This window comes from Amycolatopsis sp. NPDC043887 (genome assembly GCF_056435665.1).
This window is the reverse complement of sequence record NZ_JBWKEB010000010.1, coordinates 65,077-83,523: the sequence shown is the minus strand read 5'-3', so window position 1 is coordinate 83,523 and position 18,447 is coordinate 65,077. Positions and strand designations below refer to the sequence as shown.

Here is an 18,447-nt window from a genome sequence, read left to right as displayed (position 1 = left end):
GTTCAGTATTCACCATTCAAAAGTGAAACTGGGGAAGGATTACCATGCGCCGACTCAGGACCGCGGTCGTCGCCGCGCTCGCGGTGTCCGCACTGATCACCGCTCCGGCGGCGGCCGTCGCCCAAGGTGAGGACGTCGTACCCGCGCCCGACTTCGTGAAGTCGATGGCGCCGCCCGCCAAGGTCGAAGGGGTCAGGGCGGCCGCGGAGCTCAACATCCAGTACCAGATCCAGCAGACCGGCTACTGGTGCGGTCCGGCCGCCACCCGGATCGCGATCTCGGCCAAGAACGGCAACCCGCCGAGTCAGCAGCAGCTCGCGAACGAACTGCCGACCACCACCAACGGCACCGACTGGATCGGGCAGGTCACCCGCGTCCTCAACAACCACGTCGCCGGTGGCTGGTACGAGACCAAGGAGATGCCGAACGACCCGCCGACCCAGGCGCAGCGCGATCTCCTGTGGCGCGACATCGTGCTGGACGTCAACAACGGTTACGCGATCGTCGCGAACATCGTCGCCCCGGCGAACAACCACCCGCCGGGCTACCCGAACTACACGATCTACCACTACTTCACGATCATCGGCTACAACAGCGACAACATGACGGTGAAGATCGCCGACCCGGCCAACTTCGGCGGCAACCAGATCTACTGGCTCACCTTCAACCAGCTCGCCACCCTGATCCCGCCGAAGGGGTACTCGGCCTGACCCCTGCCGCATTTCGTCCTCTGAATGCGTTACTTGCACGCGCAAGGACCGCATTCAGAGGACGAAACGCGGGGGTTGTACGAATCTTGTACGGGAGGGCTCGAGGCTGGTGGGCATGCGCATCAAGACGCTCGGTCTGCTGGCCGCCTCGTTGCTGGCCCTCATCGCCGCGCCGGCCCAGGCCGCCGACGGCAACCCCCTTGAGAAGACCAACGGCTTCTACGTCGACCCGAACTCCAACCCCGCGGTCTGGGTGCGGGATCACCCGGGCGGCACCGCCGACAAGATCAAGGCCGCCATCTCCACCAAGGCGGGCGCGCGCTGGTTCGGCAACTGGAGCGGGAACGTCAAGACCGCCGTCGACGGCTACACCTACGCCGCCGACGTGGCCGACAAGCTGCCTATCCTGGTCGCCTACAACATCCCCGGCCGCGACTGCGGTGGTCACTCCGGTGGCGGCGCGGGCAGCCCGGAGGCGTACCGGACCTGGATCTCGAACTTCGCCGACGGTATCGGCGGCAAGCCCGCGGTCGTCGTCATCGAGCCGGACGCGCTCGCGCAGGTCGACTGCCTGCCCGTCGGCGAGCGCCAGACCCGCCTCGACCTGCTCAAGTACGCCGCCGAGCAGTTCGCCGCCAAGGCGCCGAACACCTGGGCGTACATGGACGGCGGCAACTCGACCTGGATCCCCGCCGCGACCATGGCCGACCGGCTCAACGCCGTCGGAGTGAAGTCGATCCGCGGTCTCGCGATCAACGTGTCGAACTACAAGACCACCGCCGACTCTGCGAACTACGGCAAGGCCGTCAGCGCCGCGCTGTCGAGCAAGTACGGCTACACCAAGCCGTTCGTGATCGACACCAGCCGCAACGGCAACGGCCCGCTGGGCTCCGAATGGTGCAACCCGGCCGGGCGCAAGCTCGGGGCGACCTCGCAGACCGGCGGCGGCGCGGAGATGCTGCTCTGGGTCAAGGTGCCCGGTGACTCCGACGGTAAATGCGGGATCGCGCCGAACGTCGAAGCCGGTCAGTTCAGCCCCGATCTGGCGCTGCGCCTGATCAGCGGGACCTGACCGCCCCCGGAACCCGTCGCGCCGGCTGTTCGTCTGTGCCCCTCGTTCTCCCGAGAAGGCGAGGGCCACGACCCCTTGGACAGCAGCCGGCGCGACGCCTCCACGCGCTTCCGGTAGTACGGTGACCTGAGTCACAGTGTCGACCGAGAGGATGGCGTCGTGGAGTTCCAGCTGGGGATCGGTACCAGGAAGGGCTTGTTCCTCGCCCGCAGCGAGGACCGCGAGAACTGGGAAATCTCCGAACCGAAGTTCCCCATGGAGGCCGTCCGAGCGGTCGCGCTGGCCCCCTCCAAGGTCTACGCGGCCGCGGTCAACGAACACTTCGGCCCGACCATCGCGACGTCGGAGGACTTCGGCGAGACCTGGTCCGAACCCGATCGCGCGCCGGTCGCCTTCCCCGCCGGCACGGAGACCGCGCTCGAAGGCATCTGGCAGATCGTGCTCGCCGGTGACGTCATCTACGCCGGTGTCGAGCCGTCGGCGCTGTTCCGGTCCGAGGACGGCGGAGAGACCTTCGAGCTGGTGCGCGGGCTTTGGGATCACGAGCACCGTCCACACTGGACTCCCGGTGGCGGCGGCCAGATGATCCACACGGTCCTGCCGCATCCCACGGATCCAGGGCGGATCACCGTCGCCATGTCGACGGGCGGGGTCTACCGCACCGAGGACGGCGGCAAGAGCTGGACGGCGTCCAACCGCGGGATCAGCGCCGGTTTCCTGCCCGGCGAGGAGCCCGAATTCGGGCAGTGCGTGCACAAGGTCGCGATGCATCCGTCGCGCCCCGAGCGGTTCTTCCTGCAGAACCACGGCGGTGTGTACCGCAGCGACGACGACGCGAAGACGTGGCAGTCGATCGCGGGCGGCCTGCCGAACGACTTTGGCTTCGCCATGGTCGTCCATCCGTCCAAACCGGACACCGTCTACAACTTCCCTTTGGTGGCCGACGTTCTCCGCTTCCCGCCGGAGGGCCGCTGCCGGGTCTACCGCAGCGAGGACGCGGGCGAGACCTGGACGGGGCTCGGAAACGGCCTGCCGGACAAGGGTTTCTACGCGGGAGTGCTGCGGGACGGGATGTGCGTCGATTCGCGGGACGGCATCTATTTCGGCACGCGATCCGGTGAAGTGTGGGCGAGCCCCGATGAAGGCGACACCTGGCATCAGGTGGCCGCGCATCTGCCGGACGTGCTGTGCGTGCGGGCCCAGGTGGTCTAGGTGGTCCGGGTCCTGCTGCCCGCGATGCTGCGGCCGCTCGCGGACGGCCGCGGCGCGCTCGAAGTCGAGGCTTCGACGCTCGACGGCGTCCTGGACTCGCTCGGCGCCGGGTTCCCCGCGCTGGAACGCCGTCTGCGCGACGAAACCGGCGCGCTGCGGCGCTACGTGAACTTCTATGTGGACGGTGAGGAGTGCCGCCGTCTCGACGGTGCCAAGACCTCTCTCGACGGGGTGAAGGAAGTCCAGATCATCCCGTCGGTCGCCGGCGGCTGAAGGGGACTTCCCCGCATCGCCTGCGGTCCGGAGGTGCCGTGAAGGCCTCCTTCCCTACCTTGAGTGTAGGGAAGGAGGCCTTCACGACCTTGAGAACAGACACCGCGGCCCCGAACGTCAGGAAGCGCGGGCTACTGGGAAAGCAGGTTCGCGCAGCGGATCAGCCCGATGTGCGAGTACGCCTGCGGGTGGTTGCCCAGCGAGCGCTCCGCGATCGGGTCGAACTGCTCGGGCAGCAGCCCGGTCGGGCCCGCGGCGTCGACGATCTGCGTGAACAGTTCCTCGGCCTCGGTGCGCCGCCCCGTGAGCAGGTACGCCTCGATGAGCCAGGCCGCGCAGATGTGGAAACCACCCTCGCCGCCGGGAAGGCCGTCGTCGCGGCGGTAACGGTACACAGTGGACCCACTGCGCAGTTCCGCCTCGATCGCGGTCACCGTGGACTGGAACCGCGGGTCGGCCGGATCGATCAGCCCGGTCAGCCCGACGAACAGCGACGCGGCGTCGAGATCCGTTCCGTCGTAAGCGGTCGTGAAGGCCTGGACCTCTTCGTTCCAGCCCTTCTCCAGGACGTCCGCGGCGATCTCGTCACGCAGCGAAGGCCACGCGCCCGGCACCTCGCGGCCGTAGATCTCGCCCAGTTTGATCGCCCTGTCGATGGTCACCCAGCACATCACCCGCGAGTACACCCGGTGGCGCGGCACGTGCCGCTCCTCCCAGATGCCGTGGTCCGGCTCGTTCCAGCGCCGCGTGACGGCCTCGGCCATCGCGCGCACCATCTGCCAGTCCTCGTCGCGGAGTTCGCCGCGCGCCGCCGCCAACGTCTGCACGAGTTCGACGACCGGGCCGAACACGTCCAGCTGGACCTGGTGGTTCGCCAGGTTGCCGACGCGGACCGGCCGCGAACCGGCGTACCCGGGCAGCGACTCGATGACCGCTTCGGCGCCGATCACGCTGCCCGCCAACGTGTACAGCGGGTGCAGCCGTTCCGGACCGGCCAAAGTGGACAGTACGCCGTGCAGCCAGCGGAGGTAGCCTTCCGCCTCTTCGATCGAGCCGAGGTGGACCAGTTCGCGCACGGTCATGGCCGCGTCACGGATCCAGCAATAGCGGTAGTCCCAGTTCCGGACGCCGCCGATCTCCTCCGGCAGCGAGGACGTCGCCGCCGCGAGCACGCCGCCGGTGTCGGTGTTCACCAGCCCGCGCAGCGTGAGCGCCGAGCGGCCGACGAGGTCGGTCTGGACGCCGGGCAGTTTGAGCGTCCGCGCCCAGGTGCTCCAGTACTCGCCCGCACGGGCCCGCCGATCCACTTCGGACAGTTCGTGCGCGCCGAGGTCCGAGGTGCCGCAACGGAGTTCGAGTACCACCGGGTTGTCCGGGGTCGGGGTGACGAGCGCCGTCGCGGTGTCGTTCATGCCGTCGGAGGTGATCTCCCACTCCACGCCCGGCGAGCGCAGCGCGAACGGTTCCGAGGTGCCCTGTACCAGGATCCCATCGCCCTGGGCGACCAGCTTCACCGGCACACCACCGAATTCGGGCCGCGGCGCGAACACGATCTCCGCCGCCGCCTCACCCGAGATCACCCGGACGAGATCCGTGCGGTGCGCGGGGCTCTCCGGCTCGAGGTAGTCGGTGACGAGCAGCCGCGACCAGCGGGTCTCGACCGTCATCGTGTTCGGCAGGTAGCGCTGCCCGAGCGGCAGGCCGTTGCGGTGCGGCTTGATCGAGAAGTGTCCGGCGCCGGCCCCGCCGAGCAGGTCCGCGAAGATCGCGGGCGCGTCGGGCCCGGGATGGCACAGCCAGGTCAGCCGGGCGTCCGGCGTGACCAGCGCGACCGAACGTTCGTTGGCCAGCATGGAAAGCCGCTCGATCGGCGGCGCCTGCTCGCCGTACAGCCAGTTACGCCGCTCTTCGAGGAGGAAGGCGAGCGCCATCGCGACGTCGACGGTGTCCGGGACCCGGTATTGCGCGAGGCTTTCGCCGTCGCCGACCTTCACGCCGAGGTCCGGGCCGGAGAGCCGGGCGAACGCCTTCTCGTCGGTGACGTCGTCGCCGAGGAAGACTGCGGCCGTCGCGCCGACCTGGTGGCGCAGGGTGTCCAGCGCGCGGCCCTTGTCCGTCTGGACGACCGCGAGCTCCACGACCTCCTTGCCGTCGGTCGTGGACACGCCCTCCCACTGCGCGGGTCCATTGTGGACGTCGCGCAGGACCCGGCGGCCCGCCTCGTGCTCGGCGCGGCGGACGTGCACCGCGATGCTCGCGGGCTTGACCTCGAGCGAGACGCCCGGTACGTCGAGCACCAGGTTCTCCAGCTCGGCTTCGAGTCGTCTGTGCAGCTCGCGGGCCTTGTCGTCGAGCGCGTGGATGAAGCCGATGTCGAATTCGGACCCGTGGCTGCCGACCAGGTTCACCTCGGCCGGGAGACGGGACAGGGTGGCGAGATCACGCAGCGCGCGGCCGGAGATGACGGCGGTGGTCGTCTCGTGCAGGCCGGCCAGCGACCTGAGCGCGCCTACCGATTCCGGCAGCGGCCGGGCTTCGTCCGGATTGGCCGTGATCGGAGCCAGCGTGCCGTCGTAGTCGCAGGCGACCAGCAACCGCGGGGTGCGCGCGACCTGGACGATCGCGCGCCGCAGCTCGGCGGGCAGTGCCTCGGCGGTCAACGATTTCTCCTCGGGAACGTAGCGGGGTTGGGGGAATCAGTCGGCCGGTTCGGCACCGAGCGCTTGGAGGAACGAGCGCGCCCAGCGGTCGACGTCATGCGTGAGGACCTGTCGACGCATGGCGCGCATACGGCGGCGTCCCTCTGCGGGGTCGAGCGTAATGGCAGTCTCCAAGGCGTTCTTCACCCCGTCCAGGTCATGCGGGTTGACCAGGAGCGCGCTGGTGAGCTCCGCCGCGGCGCCGGCGAACTCCGAAAGCACGAGCGCGCCGCCCAGGTCGTGGCGGCAGGCGACGTACTCCTTGCAGACGAGGTTCATCCCGTCACGCAGGGGAGTGACCACCATGACGTCGGCCGCGGAGAAGAACGCGGCCAGCTCAGTCCGGTTCACGGACTGGTGCAGATAATGCACGACCGGGTGACCCACGCGGGCGAATTCGCCGTTGATCCGCCCGACCATCTGCTCGATGTCGCCGCGCATCCGCTGGTAGTGCTCGACGCGCTCACGGCTCGGGGTGGCCAGCTGGACGAACGTGACGTCCTCCGGGCGGACGCGGCCTTCGTGCAGCAACTCGTGCAGCGCCTGCAACCGCAGGTCGATGCCCTTGGTGTAGTCGAGCCGGTCGACGCCGAGCAGGACCTTCTTCGGATTGCCCAGGTCGCGCCGCAGCTGGGCGGCGCGTTCGGCGACGCCCTTGGTCTTGGCGAGTCTGTCGAGGCCGATGGCGTCGATGGAGATCGGGAACGCGCCGACCCGCACCGTGCGGTCGCCGACCTGCATCAGGCCGGGGCGGGTGCGGATGCCGACCGCGCCGCGGCTGGACTCGAGGCCTGCCAGCTGCCGCGCCAGCCAGAGGAAGTTCTGCGCGCCACCCGGCCGGTGGAACCCGACGAGGTCGGCCCCGACCAGGCCGCGGACGATCTCGGTCCGCCACGGCATCTGCATGAACAACTCGACCGGGGGAAACGGGATGTGCAGGAAGAACCCGATCCGGAGGTCGGGACGCAGTTCGCGGAGCATCGCCGGGACCAGCTGCAGCTGGTAGTCCTGGATCCACACGGTCGCGCCCTCGGCGGCGACCTTGGCGCTCGCCTCGGCGAAGCGCCGGTTCACCCGGACGTAGGACTCCCACCAGCTCCGGTCGAACACCGGCCGTGCCACCACGTCGTGGTACAGGGGCCAGAGCGTCGCGTTGGAGAAGCCCTCGTAGTAGTCGCGGACGTCGTCCGACGTCAGGGAGACCGGGTGCAGGACCAGGCCGTCGTCGTCGAACTCCTCGACGTCGACGTCGGGCACACCCGGCCACCCGACCCAGGCTCCCTTGCGTGACCGCAGGAAAGGTTCGAGCGCGGACACCAGCCCGCCAGGGCTCGCCGTCCAGCGCCTGCTTCCGTCGGCGGTCCGTTCGAGGTCCACCGGGAGCCGGTTCGCCACCACCACGAAATCCGCGGAGGCCGTTCTGCTCGTCTCGGCAATCACTTCGTCCACCAGCCGCTCCCTCGATTCGCGGGTCGCTGCCCTAAGCGGAAACCCTATCGCGCGAGGAGGCCACGGCCGGTCGCCGAGCGGTCACTCCAAGCGTCGTTCGGCGGGTTCCATCGGGCCCGCCATCCTCGGCCCGGCGAACTTGCGTTCGAGCCTGCCGAGCCCCGTGCGCACCGGCTGCGCCAGGTATTCGCCGAGTACCACACCCGCTGCCAGGGCAAGCCCGATCGCGACCGCGGTCATCAGCGTCGAGATGTTCCCGCCGGGCTCGACGCCCAATTGGTATAGACCACGATAGGTGGAGAGGCCGGGGAGAAGGGGCGTGATGCCGGACACAGCCACCACGAGAGGCGTCACCTTGAGCCGCCTGGCCAGCACGCCGCCGCAGAAACCGACCAGCGTGGCGGCGACGGCGGACGAACTGACGGCCTGGAAGTCGGTCAGCATCAAGGCGCCGTAGACCGCGCCGCCGATGGCGCCCGCCGCTCCCGCGACGATCATCGCGCGCAGCGTCGAGTACGAGGCCAGCGCGAAGCAGGCCGACGCGCCGACGCTGCCGAGGATGATGATCGGCAGGTCCTGCGGCGTCGACGAGACGACCTCGGGCAGCGGCGTCAGCGGGAGACCGAGCAGCACCGCGATCTTCAGCGCGAGCACCACGCCCGCGATCAGTCCGGCACTCATCAGCGCGGTTTCCATCGTGCGCCCGGCCGCCGTGACGTAATAGCCGGTGATGGCGTCCTGCACGGCGGAAACCGTGGAGAGACCGGACAGCAGCACGGTGACGGCCGCCGCGACGACCAGCGTGGGTTTGTCCGTGGTGAGCAGGTTGCTGCTGACTATGGCCATCGCGGACAGGGTCGCGACCAGGCCGCCGACCACCTGCTGGAAGAAGAACGGCAGCGCGAAGCGGTTGAGGAAGCGGCCGAGGCGGTCGATGACCGCGCTGATCACCAGCGCGACCAGGGCGACGTCGAGGCTGCCGCCGAGGATCAGGGTGATGAACGCGGCCAGCCCACCCCAGGCGGCCGTGGCCACCCAGCGGGGGTACGGGTGTGGCGCGGTGGTGATCCGCTGGAGTTCCTGCTGGGCCTCTTCGGCGCCGATGTTGCCGCGGACGATCCGGCGGACCAGCGTCTCGGTCTGGGTGAGCCGCGTGTAGTCGAGGCTGCGCGAGCGGACCACGCGCAGCGCCGTGACCGGGGCCATGTCGGTGCCGCGGTGGCAGGTCACCGTGATCGACGTGAAGATCACGTCGACCTCGCAGTGCGGGAGGCCGAGCGCGGAGGTCAGCGCGATGATCGTCGCCGTGACGTCGGAGGCGCCGGCGCCACTCGACATCTGGACCTCGCCGATACGCAGGGCGAGGTCCAGGACGAAGTTGACCGTCGAGTCGTCGGGCGGCTTCGGGCCCATAGCCTCGTCGGTCTCGACGGCGGGCTGCTCCGCCGTCGGCGCCTCGAGGATCTGCCAGGCGCGGCGGCGCAGCAGATTCGGCCGGTGCGAGCGAGCCTGGGGGATCGATCGCTCTCCGTCACGCTGGCGCGGCGCTTCCAGCAGCCATTCGCCACGTTCGGGTGTTTCGTCCTGGTTCTTTTCGGCACCGCGTTCGCCGCGCTGGGCTCCCTTGGTGTGCTCGTTGATCTTCATGATCGATCCACCTCCTCACTCTGGTTCGAGGGACTTTCCCGAGGAGCATCGGGGCCGGTGCCTCGACCGTTGCAGGAAACCCGAAGTGGCGTCCACCACGTCGGAGGAAGATCGTCGCGGGCACGCCGGTTTACGGCACACTGCATGCCATGGCGTCCTCCGTGAGCAGGCGATCCGTTCTTCGCGCGGCCGGGGTCACCGCCGCCGGAACAGCGGCGACATTCACCCTTTCGGGGGCATCTAGCGGGGCGGAGGCCCCGGTTTTCGCGCATGGGGTGGCGTCGGGCGATCCGATGCCCGATTCGGTCCTCCTCTGGACCCGTGTCACGCTGTCGCCGGACGCGGTTCCGGGATCCGGAAAAGGGGTGACGGCGGACGTCCGGTGGGAGGTGGCCGAAGACGCCGGATTCGCGCGCGTCGTCGCTCGCGGTCACGTCCGGACGGGGCCGGAACGCGACCATACGGTGAAGGTGACGGCGGGCGGGCTGTGCGCGTCGACGGAGTATTGGTACCGCTTCACGGCTCAGGGGAAGGTCTCGCCGTCCGGGCGCACACGCACCGCGCCTGCGCACGACGAGGACCTCGCGAGCCTGAGACTCGGCGTGGTCTCGTGCGCCAACTGGGCTGTCGGTCACTTCGCCCCCTACGGCTACCTGGCCGACCGCGACGATCTGGACGCCTTCATTCACCTGGGTGACTACCTCTACGAAGGGAATCCCAACCCTGCGGGTGATCTCCGGCCTTCGGTACCGCCCAACGAGTTGATCACCCTGGGGGACTACCGGCAACGCCACGCGATGTACAAGGCCGACGAACACCTCCGACGGCTGCACGCCCGTCACCCGATGGTCGCGACCTGGGACGACCACGAGGCCGCCGACAACGCTTGGTCCGGCGGGTCGTCGTCACACGATCCGGCGACCGAGGGACGCTGGCACGACCGGATGCGGGCCGCGCACCAGGCGTACTTCGAATGGATGCCGGTGCGGCAACCGCGGCGACCGGCTGTACCGGCGGCTGAAGTTCGGGCTGGAGCTTCGAAAAGCGGGCCGACCTCACCATGCTGGACCTGCGGACGTACCGGACCCGGCAGCCCGGCCAGGTTTCGGTGGAGGGCACCATCCTCGGCGCCGGGCAACGGCGGTGGTTCCTGGACGGCGACGTCCACTCGTCGTGGGCGAACGACGTGCCGCGGGACGGGACGAGCGTCGCCGTGGAGTTCGTCTGCCCGTCGGTCACCTCGGACAACATCGACGAGCAGCTCGGAGTCCCGCCGCGGACCGGCTCGCTGAAGGTGGAGGCCGCGATCCGCGTGCTGAACCCGCACGTGCGCTTCGTCGAGCTCGACTCGCATGGCCCCGGCGTCCTCGAAGTGACCCCGCAAGCCGTCCGGATGAACTGGTACTACGCCGCCGACCGCCGCGATCCGGGGGACCGCCGTGACGTTCGCGCACGCCTTCCGGACCGTCGCCGGAGAGCCCTGGGTGCGCCCTGCGGACGGCTGAACGGGCGCCGATATACTGGCCATGCCCGGGCTGCCCTGGGCACGGCCGCTATAGCTCAGCTGGTAGAGCATCTGTCTTGTAAACAGAAGGTCAGGGGTTCGAGCCCCCTTGGCGGCTCAAGATCAAAATAGCTACTGACCTGCCGATATGGCACGTTATGTGAGCGTTGTTCACATTTGATTTTGCCCTGTTGGGCTCCATTTCGTCTCCGTTTTCACTGCTGTGCCGAAAGTCGGGTGCGTCGCAGGTTCGAGTGCGCTTCGTGCGGCAGGAGCTCCGCGGCGCGGTCGAGATGGCTGCCGGCTGTGACCGGTTTCGTAGCTACGAGACTTGGGCTTCCGAGCGTGTCGTCCGGATCTGAAGGGTTCGGCTTTAGACGGCTCTTTCCTGCCTGCTTGCGGTGGAGCCGCCCATCCGGTTCATCGTCCAGGGCATCTCTGGGGGCTTCGATGACAAGGTCCTGATCCGCGGCTCCGCCGCGTCCGCTGTCGTTGATATTGAGGGGTAAGGCAAATGTGGCGTGACCGAGCCTCTGTGGTGAAGGACCCCTTCGCTGACTCAAGGCAGAGGCGGCCTTCGCGGCCGTGGTTCTGGACTGGCCGATCGGAGCCGACTGTGCCCCTGAGTGTCCACAAAGGACACTTTTCGCTGACTCAATGTCTGATTGATGCCCGGATGGGCGATTTCACGAGGGGGTCGTGAGTGGTGTTTCGGGTTCTAACCCGAAATGCCACTCACGACCCCCTCGTCGAACCGTGCAAATCACCCAAGCCGGACACTGTCGCCGCAGAAAAGTCTCTTATGGACAGTTGGGAAGGTGCCTGTTCGGCGAGTCCCGCTTCTGCCGCCAGCTCCGGCACGCCACGTTTGCCTTACCCCTCTATAGACAGCCGCATGCTGCGTCTCACTCAGACGGCCGACCTGCGGGGAGCGACGCGCGCGCTCGCCGCTCTCCGATGTTGCCTTCTCATGCGCGGCGCCCTCGGGGCCGGCTGTTCTGCGCGGCAACTCGGGTCAACAGCAGGTGACCGGCGGGCACGGCCCATGTCCGCAGGTGGGCGACCCCACTGGGCAGCCCTCGTCGATGCGCGACACTCTGGTGATAGCGCGCGCATTCTTCGGACTCGCCCTCGATGGCCGAGCTCTCGTCCGGCGCAATAGACGGCATCACTCGTTGACCGCCCCGCATGGGCGGACCTGTTCGACCGGAGAATGAGCTTGATGCGGGAGCGGCCAGATCATGTCGATACGGGCTGGCCGGCGGCGTAGTGGTCGGCGTCTCCTGGCGGGGCCGGGCGTATGGTCGCCTATTCTTTTCAGGCGCCGGATCGCATACTTATTCCAAGCGCTGGGAATAGCGAGATGAGTTCCACGGCCTTTCGGCAAAGAGTTGACGTAGATTCCGCCCTGAGTTCGGTCCCGCAGGCAACGGTCAGACTCTCCGGCTGTCACGTTCGCCTGTTCCTCGGCTGCCTGGTTTGTCGGTTCGCGAGGCGTGGGAAGGGAAGCTGTGCGGGAGAACACAAAAGGGAAAAGTGGGCCCGACTCGAGTCTCGCCAAGTTCGCTATCAGGTCGGCACGGGCAAGTCAGCCACCCGAGATAAGCGTCATCATTCTGTCTGCCGCCAAGGCTGACGATTTCGCCGTCATCGTGCGGCGGCTTTCCAAGGAGTATTCGGGGTCGCCATTGGAGATTCTCTTTGTCGATGACGGCGACGATGTGGCTGGAAATGCCGTGCTTTCCCTCGTCGCGCGGTCACGCGTCCCGATCCGGCTGATCCACCGCGCGTCCGGCGAGCGGCACGGTGGACTCGGTGGCGCGGTGCTCACCAGCCTGGTGCAGGCGCGTGGCGAGTGGCTCGTGTTGATGGACGGCGACCTTCGCTACCCGCCGGCATTGGCACCACGGCTGGCTGAGATCGGCCGATCACGGGACGTGGACGTAGTGGTCGCCAGCAGGTTCGCCAGGCAGGCCGGCGTCTCACGGCACTGGGCGTCCCTGCTGTCCACCGCGGCCGCCAAGGCCCTCTTCCCGCACCGGCTCGGCCGGCCGAGTGACCCGCTGAGCGGCTTCTTCGCCGTCCGTCGCGCCGCGCTCGACCTCGACCGGTTACGGCTGGACGGGGTCAGGACCCTGTTGGAGATCCTGGTCCGGCATCCGGGCCTGCGGGTGGCCGAGGTCCCGTTGACGGCCCAGCCACGACCGGATGGGCGCCGCCCGGTCTCACCGCGTGCGGGCGTGGCGCTCGTGCGGCAGCTGCTCCGGCTGCGGATCGCGCCGCCGGGCCGACAGGCTCTTTCGCCGGACAACCGGCTGGTGCGGGCCGGGGCGTTCGGGTTGGTCGGGCTGTCCGGGCTGGTGGTCAACACGGCCGTGTTGTGGTTGCTGCACGACCACCTGCTGGGCCTGCACTATCTGCTGGCCGCCGTTCTGGCCACCGAGGCGTCCACGACGTGGCTGTTCGCCCTCACCGAAGTGCTCATTTACCGCGGTGCGAAATCGAGTTCGACGGCCTCTCGCGCCGTGCGGTTCTTCCTGCTCAACCACGCGTTGCTGGTGCTGCGGTTGCCGATGTTGGTCCTGCTGGTGGACGGCATCGGGCTGGGCGTGCTGTCGGCCAACGCGTTCGCCCTCGGCCTGTTGTTCCTGGTGCGGTTCGTGGTGACCGACACGGCGATCTATGGACGCGGTGAATCGCCGACGACCAGATCCGGACGCGATCCGATCCGGCTCATCGTCGACGCCGCTCCCGCCGGGGGCCCGGCGGGTGGAACTCTGAACCGCTCTTCCGGCTTGGCACGGTACCTGCCGTATCGGTACAGCATTCCGAATGTCGCGACGATCGGCTCGCAGGTGCGGCTGGCGGAACTCGACTACTTCCGTGCGCAGTGGCTCGGCAACGACACCGAGATTCAGATCCGGGTCGGTTCGGTCGGCAGCCGTCGCCCGCTGCCGCGGGCGGTGGTCACCCAGTTCGCCGGGCCGCCCGCGATCGAATACTCCGAACATCTCGGCCGGTTCGGGGCCAACTTCCGGGTTTCGTTCGGCGGCCCGATCGAGGTGGTCGTCTCCCCGAGTCTTGGCCGGTCACCCCATGTGGTCTACACGAACATCCTCGAGGCGCTGCTGCGGTTCGTCGCGGTATCGCGCGGCGTGATGCTGCTGCACTCGGCATGCGTCGAACTCGACGGTGTCGGCGCGCTGATCTCCGCGCGAACCGACACCGGCAAGACCGGCACCGTGCTCCGGCTGGTCCGCGAACGCGGTGCGAAGTTCCTTTCCGACGATATGGTCGTGCTACACGGCGATGGCCAGGTGGGCTGCTTTCCCAAGCCTCTGACGATCAGCCACCACACGTTGCGGGCGGCGCAGTCCGACGAGCTGAGCCGCGGGGAGTGGCGGCGGCTGTGGCTGCAGAGCCTGTTGCACTCCCGGCAAGGCCGTCAGCTGGGCCTGTCCCTCAGCCACCTCAACGTGCCGATCATGGGCACGAACGCGCTCACCCAGCGGATCGTGCCGCCGCCGAAGTACGCGGTGGACCGGCTGCTGCCGTGTGAGATCGCATCCGAGACCAAGGTGACCGAGCTGTTCGTGATCGAGCGGGGCCCGTATGCCATCGGCGACCTGTCGCCGGAGGACACAACGAGCACACTGCTGGCCAACACCGAGGACGCCTACCAGTTCCCGCCGTTCAGCCACTTCGCACCATCCATTGTGATCGGTGAAGACGATTATCAGGCGTTGCGGGAAAAGGAACGCGAGATCCTGTCGGCCGCTGTCCGTGAGATCAGGGCACGCTCGCTCGCCGTGCCCGACTTCAGTTGGGCGGACGAGATCCCCGGACTGCTGATCACAGGCCCGGCCGACGGGCGGCCCGAGCCGCGCCGGTCTGCGTGATGGGTGTACCGGCGCCGCCGGGCATGGCCGTTGGTACCGTCACCAGGCAGCGGGACCGCTGGCCGGCGCGGGTGTTCTCACGCGGTGGCGTGGTGCCGGCGATGACCCTCATCTTGGGCGCGGGTGGCTTCCTGCGGGTGTGGGCGCTGGGTGAGATCGGCTTCAACAGCGACGAGGCCGTCTACGCCGGGCAGGCCGCCGCGCTGGCCGGAGATCCCGCGCTGACCGGGCTGTTCCCGATCTTCCGCGCACACCCCTTGCTGTTCCAGGTGATGCTGTCGCTCGGGTTCTCCGGTGGCACGAGCGACACCGGCGCCCGGATGCTGTCCGTCGTTTTCGGACTGTCCACAGTGGTGGCCGTGTACTTGCTCGGCAAGGTGCTGTACGGCTGGAAGACCGGGCTGGTGGCGGCGTTCTTCCTCGCGGTCATGCCCTACCACGTCGTGATCACCCGCCAGGTACTGCTCGATGGACCTGAGACCTTCTTCGCGGTGGTCGCCCTGTACTGCGTCGCGCGGTACTGCTCCGAGCGGGCCCCCGGGTGGCTCTACTCCGCGGCCGCCGTCTTGGGGCTCACCTTGCTGACCAAGGAGAGCGCGGCGATCCTGGTGCTCGCGGTGTTCGTGTTCTTCGTGCTCAGCCGGGAGTTCCGCATCCGGCTGCGCGACCTGCTGGTCGGGCTCGCCATCCTGAGCGCGGTCGTCGTCGCGTACCCGCTGTCGCTCAGCCTGTCCGATCGTACCGGCACGGGACAGAACTACCTGGCGTGGCAACTGTTCCGGCGCGCGAACCATGGGATCACGTTCTACAGCGAGACCGTGACCCCGGCGGTCGGGCCGGCGGTGCTCGTGCTCGCGGCCGCCGGTCTTTGGCTGCTGCGCGGGCAGAACACGTGGCGGGAATGGTTGCTGGTCTGCTGGATGGCCGTACCGCTGGTGTTCTTCCATCTGTGGCCGGTGAAGGGGTACCAGTATCTGTTGCCGATCGTGCCCGCCGTCGCGGTGCTGGCGGCACGAACCGGGATCCAGGTAACCGTGCCTTGGCTTTCGGGCCGCCGTCCCGCGGCGGCCCGATGGGTCCGGGCCTTCGCGGTCGTCGCCGTCGGCGCAAGCCTGGTGGTACCGGCCTGGTCGGCCGTGAACCCGGCACCGAGCACCACGTTCCTTGCCGGTTCCGGCGGCGTGCCAGGAGGCCGGGAGGCGGGTAGGTGGATCAAGGCCGGCCTGCCCGAGGGCAGCCGGTTGATGACGATCGGACCGTCGATGGCGAACCTGGTGCGATTCTATGGCCACCGTAAGGCATTCGCACTTTCCGTGAGCCCCAACCCGTTGTCCCGCAATCCATCCTATGAACCGATCGACAACCCGGACCGGGAACTGCGCAACGGCAACCTCCAGTACGTGGTATGGGACGCGTTCTCGGCTGCCCGGGCGCCGTTCTTCAGCGAGCGGTTGATGCGTTACGTGCGCAAGTACAGCGGCGTGGCCATCCACACCGAAGCGGTCGAAGTGACCACGCCCGACGGCCGGACCACACCGAAACCCGTGATCATCGTCTACGAGGTGCGGTCATGACCCTGCGCCTGACCAGCGTGCTGATAGTCCTCCTCATTCTCGCCGCGCCGGTGCCCTGGCCGGCCGCCGCCGAGCCGGCGCGCACCACGAGCACGCCGATCAAGCACTTCGTGACGCTCATGCAGGCCAACCACTCCTTCGACAACTACTTCGGCACCTACCCCGGCGCGGACGGCATCCCCGCCGACACGTGCATGCGGCAGCGCAAGGACAAACCGGCCGACTGCGTCCGTCCCTTCCGGCTGGGCGATCAATCGCCGGACCACCTCGATCACGGCCCGGCCACTCAGCGGGCCCAGTACGCGGACGGAAAAATGGACGGTTTCGTCTCCACGTACCGGGAGAGAGGCCTCGACGGCGCCCAGGCGATGGGCTACTACGACGCGAACGACCTCCCCTACTACTGGAACGTCGCCGACAAGTACACGCTCTTCGACCGGTTCTTCAGCTCCGCGACCACCGGCAACCGCCGCAACCGTTTCTACTGGATCGCCGGCGTGCCCACGCCCGGCGGCGGTGAACGCGTGCCGCCGGGCGGCTACGGCGACATCCCGACGATCTTCGACCGGCTCGAACAGGCCGGTGTCCCCTGGAAGTTCTACGTCGAAAACTACGACCCGAAGATCACCTTCCGCACGCCGGGAACCGGTCCGCTGGCAGGCCAGACGACCAGGGTCCCGCTGCTGAACTTCGCCCGATTCCTCGACGATCCCACGCTGTCCGGCAAAATCGTCGACCTGAACCAGTACTACACGGACCTGCGCGCCGGCACGCTACCGGCGGTCGCCTACGTCGTGGCGTCGGGGTCGAACGAGAACCCGCCGGGCCGGGTGCAGACCGGACAAGCCTTCGTTCGCGAGATGATCGCGGGACTGGCGAAGAGCCGCTACTGGTCGAGCTCGGCGTTCATGTGGAGCTACGACAGCTGGGGCGGCTGGTACGACCACGTCTCACCACCCAAAGCGGACAGTGCGGGCCTCGGTTTCCGGGTACCCGCCCTGCTGGTCAGCGCCTACTCCCGACGTGGGCACATCGACCGGACCCAACTCGATCACACCGCGGTACTCAAATTCATCGAGGACAACTGGCGCGTCGCGCCGCTGGGCGAACGGGACGCGCGTTCGGCGGGGATCACCGGAGCGTTCGACTTCGCCTCGCCGCCCAGACCGCCCGAGTTGCTGGGCACTGATCGCGCCGCCGCACCGACGGCGTCCCACCCCGCCTCGATCGTCTACCTCACGTATGGCGGAGCCGCGGTTCTCGCGCTGCTGAGCTGCTTCACCGTCACCCCCATCGGCCGGCGGCTCGGGCACCGGCGGCCCACCAGGAGGAGGACCGTCCGATGAGGACGATCAGAGGGATCGGCGTCACCGTGCTCGCGGCCATCATCATGGCCGGATTCCCGTCGACAGCCTCAGCGGCGCGACCGCCGTCGCGCAACGTCCTCAAAGTGATCACCGTGCCGTCGTTGCCGTCCGCGAGGTTCGCCTTGGACGGCAAGCCACTCGTGACCGATGACAAAGGCGTGGCGTACGCTACTGTGCCGCGCAACAGGGAAAAGCACCGGTTGCAGCTGCTCACGCCGCACCTGGACTCACCCGGCGGGACCGCCGACTTCGTCCGGTGGGCAGGGCGCGGCGGTGCCGATCAGGGATTCACCGCATCCCTGTCCGATCTCGTGATCGGGCGCACCACACGGATCCAGGCGACGTTCCAGACCACCCGGACCGTTCGTTACGCCTTCGTCGACCAGGCTCACAGACCGGTCGCGCCGGACCGGATCACCTCGATGACCATACGCAGTGACTCCGGTCGGCAGCTGACCGTGGAGGGAGTCAAGCCAGTCCGGCTGACCGCAGTACGGCCGGTGCTGGAAGCCGGTTCCGCGGTCGCCAAAGAGGTGACGTACTACCTGCAGAGTGTCGTGATCGACGGCACGAACGTAGTCAACGTCGGGGAGCAGCGATTGATCCCCAACCGGACCACTGACGCCAAGTTCGTCGTTCTGCTGCGATCAGTGCGCTTCCAGATCCGCGACTGGCTCTCGGGCGACCCGATCGCCACCGGCATCGAACTGACCTATCCGGACGGCCGCACCGAGCGGCTGACAGCCGGCCAGGACGGTGACGTGGCGGTGGAGAACCTGGCCCGGGGTACCTACCAGGTGAAGGTATCCGGGGCCGGATACTCGCAGGCCCAGAAGATCACGTTGTCCCGTAGCCGGTATGTGGAGCTTCCCGTAATCACCTATCTGGACGTCGCGACGCTGACCGTCGCCGCACTGACGACGCTGACCGTACTCGTCGTGGTCGGCAGGTGGCGACTGCGCAAGCGGCCGAGGACAGTCACGTGAGGCGAATGTCCGCTGTCCTGCTCGCCGTCCTGATCGCGGTCCTGCCGCTCCCTCC

At 68.2% G+C, this 18,447-nt stretch carries 11 protein-coding genes, 1 tRNA gene and 2 pseudogenes; 11 read left to right on the top strand and 3 right to left on the bottom strand.

The window, feature by feature from the left end; translation table 11 throughout:
- Nucleotides 1-44 precede the first annotated feature (44 nt).
- The 4 genes from AC069H_RS26075 to AC069H_RS26060 all read left to right on the top strand — a co-directional run bounded on the left by AC069H_RS26075 (nt 45) and on the right by AC069H_RS26060 (nt 3,267).
- Nucleotides 45-710 (top strand): C39 family peptidase, encoded by a 666-nt coding sequence (locus AC069H_RS26075; protein WP_478229315.1) that lies wholly within the window; start codon nt 45-47, stop codon nt 708-710.
- Between the two features lie 115 nt (nt 711-825).
- Nucleotides 826-1,782: a glycoside hydrolase family 6 protein gene (locus AC069H_RS26070; protein WP_478234110.1), complete on the top strand. Its 957-nt coding sequence runs from the start codon at nt 826-828 to the stop codon at nt 1,780-1,782.
- A gap of 159 nt (nt 1,783-1,941) precedes the next feature.
- Nucleotides 1,942-2,994 carry a WD40/YVTN/BNR-like repeat-containing protein gene (locus AC069H_RS26065; protein ID WP_478229317.1) on the top strand — a complete coding sequence of 351 codons (1,053 nt, stop codon included), beginning with the start codon at nt 1,942-1,944 and terminating at the stop codon, nt 2,992-2,994.
- Complete coding sequence (locus AC069H_RS26060) at nt 2,995-3,267, top strand: MoaD/ThiS family protein (RefSeq protein WP_478229318.1); 273 nt, start codon at nt 2,995-2,997, stop codon at nt 3,265-3,267.
- A 131-nt stretch (nt 3,268-3,398) separates the two neighbouring features.
- Here the strand turns inward: AC069H_RS26060 and otsB are convergent, their stop codons facing one another.
- The 3 genes from otsB to AC069H_RS26045 all read right to left on the bottom strand — a co-directional run bounded on the left by otsB (nt 3,399) and on the right by AC069H_RS26045 (nt 9,062).
- Nucleotides 3,399-5,927, bottom strand: coding sequence for a trehalose-phosphatase (gene otsB / locus AC069H_RS26055; RefSeq protein ID WP_478234109.1), 2,529 nt, complete (start codon nt 5,925-5,927; stop codon nt 3,399-3,401).
- A gap of 36 nt (nt 5,928-5,963) precedes the next feature.
- A complete protein-coding gene (locus AC069H_RS26050; RefSeq protein WP_340686352.1) occupies nt 5,964-7,415 on the bottom strand; it encodes an alpha,alpha-trehalose-phosphate synthase (UDP-forming) in 1,452 nt (483 codons plus the stop codon).
- A gap of 81 nt (nt 7,416-7,496) precedes the next feature.
- Complete coding sequence (locus tag AC069H_RS26045) at nt 7,497-9,062, bottom strand: threonine/serine exporter family protein (protein WP_478229320.1); 1,566 nt, start codon at nt 9,060-9,062, stop codon at nt 7,497-7,499.
- A 149-nt stretch (nt 9,063-9,211) separates the two neighbouring features.
- Here AC069H_RS26045 and AC069H_RS26040 point away from each other — a divergent pair.
- From AC069H_RS26040 to AC069H_RS26010, 7 genes and pseudogenes are all read left to right on the top strand, one after another.
- Nucleotides 9,212-10,003: pseudogene (locus AC069H_RS26040) on the top strand (alkaline phosphatase D family protein); the annotation flags it as partial.
- A gap of 119 nt (nt 10,004-10,122) precedes the next feature.
- A pseudogene (locus AC069H_RS26035) lies at nt 10,123-10,404 on the top strand (alkaline phosphatase D family protein); the annotation flags it as partial.
- Between the two features lie 207 nt (nt 10,405-10,611).
- Nucleotides 10,612-10,684: transfer RNA gene (locus tag AC069H_RS26030), tRNA-Thr, on the top strand.
- Between the two features lie 1,378 nt (nt 10,685-12,062).
- Nucleotides 12,063-14,465, top strand: coding sequence for a GtrA family protein (locus AC069H_RS26025; RefSeq protein WP_478234108.1), 2,403 nt, complete (start codon nt 12,063-12,065; stop codon nt 14,463-14,465).
- A 101-nt stretch (nt 14,466-14,566) separates the two neighbouring features.
- Nucleotides 14,567-16,039 (top strand): ArnT family glycosyltransferase, encoded by a 1,473-nt coding sequence (locus tag AC069H_RS26020; protein WP_478234107.1) that lies wholly within the window; start codon nt 14,567-14,569, stop codon nt 16,037-16,039.
- Nucleotides 16,036-17,385, top strand: a complete 1,350-nt coding sequence (locus AC069H_RS26015) for an alkaline phosphatase family protein (RefSeq protein ID WP_478234106.1) — start codon at nt 16,036-16,038, stop codon at nt 17,383-17,385. The genes AC069H_RS26020 and AC069H_RS26015 overlap by 4 nt, the downstream gene beginning before the upstream one ends.
- Complete coding sequence (locus AC069H_RS26010) at nt 17,382-18,392, top strand: hypothetical protein (protein WP_478234105.1); 1,011 nt, start codon at nt 17,382-17,384, stop codon at nt 18,390-18,392. The genes AC069H_RS26015 and AC069H_RS26010 overlap by 4 nt, the downstream gene beginning before the upstream one ends.
- Nucleotides 18,393-18,447 lie beyond the last annotated feature (55 nt).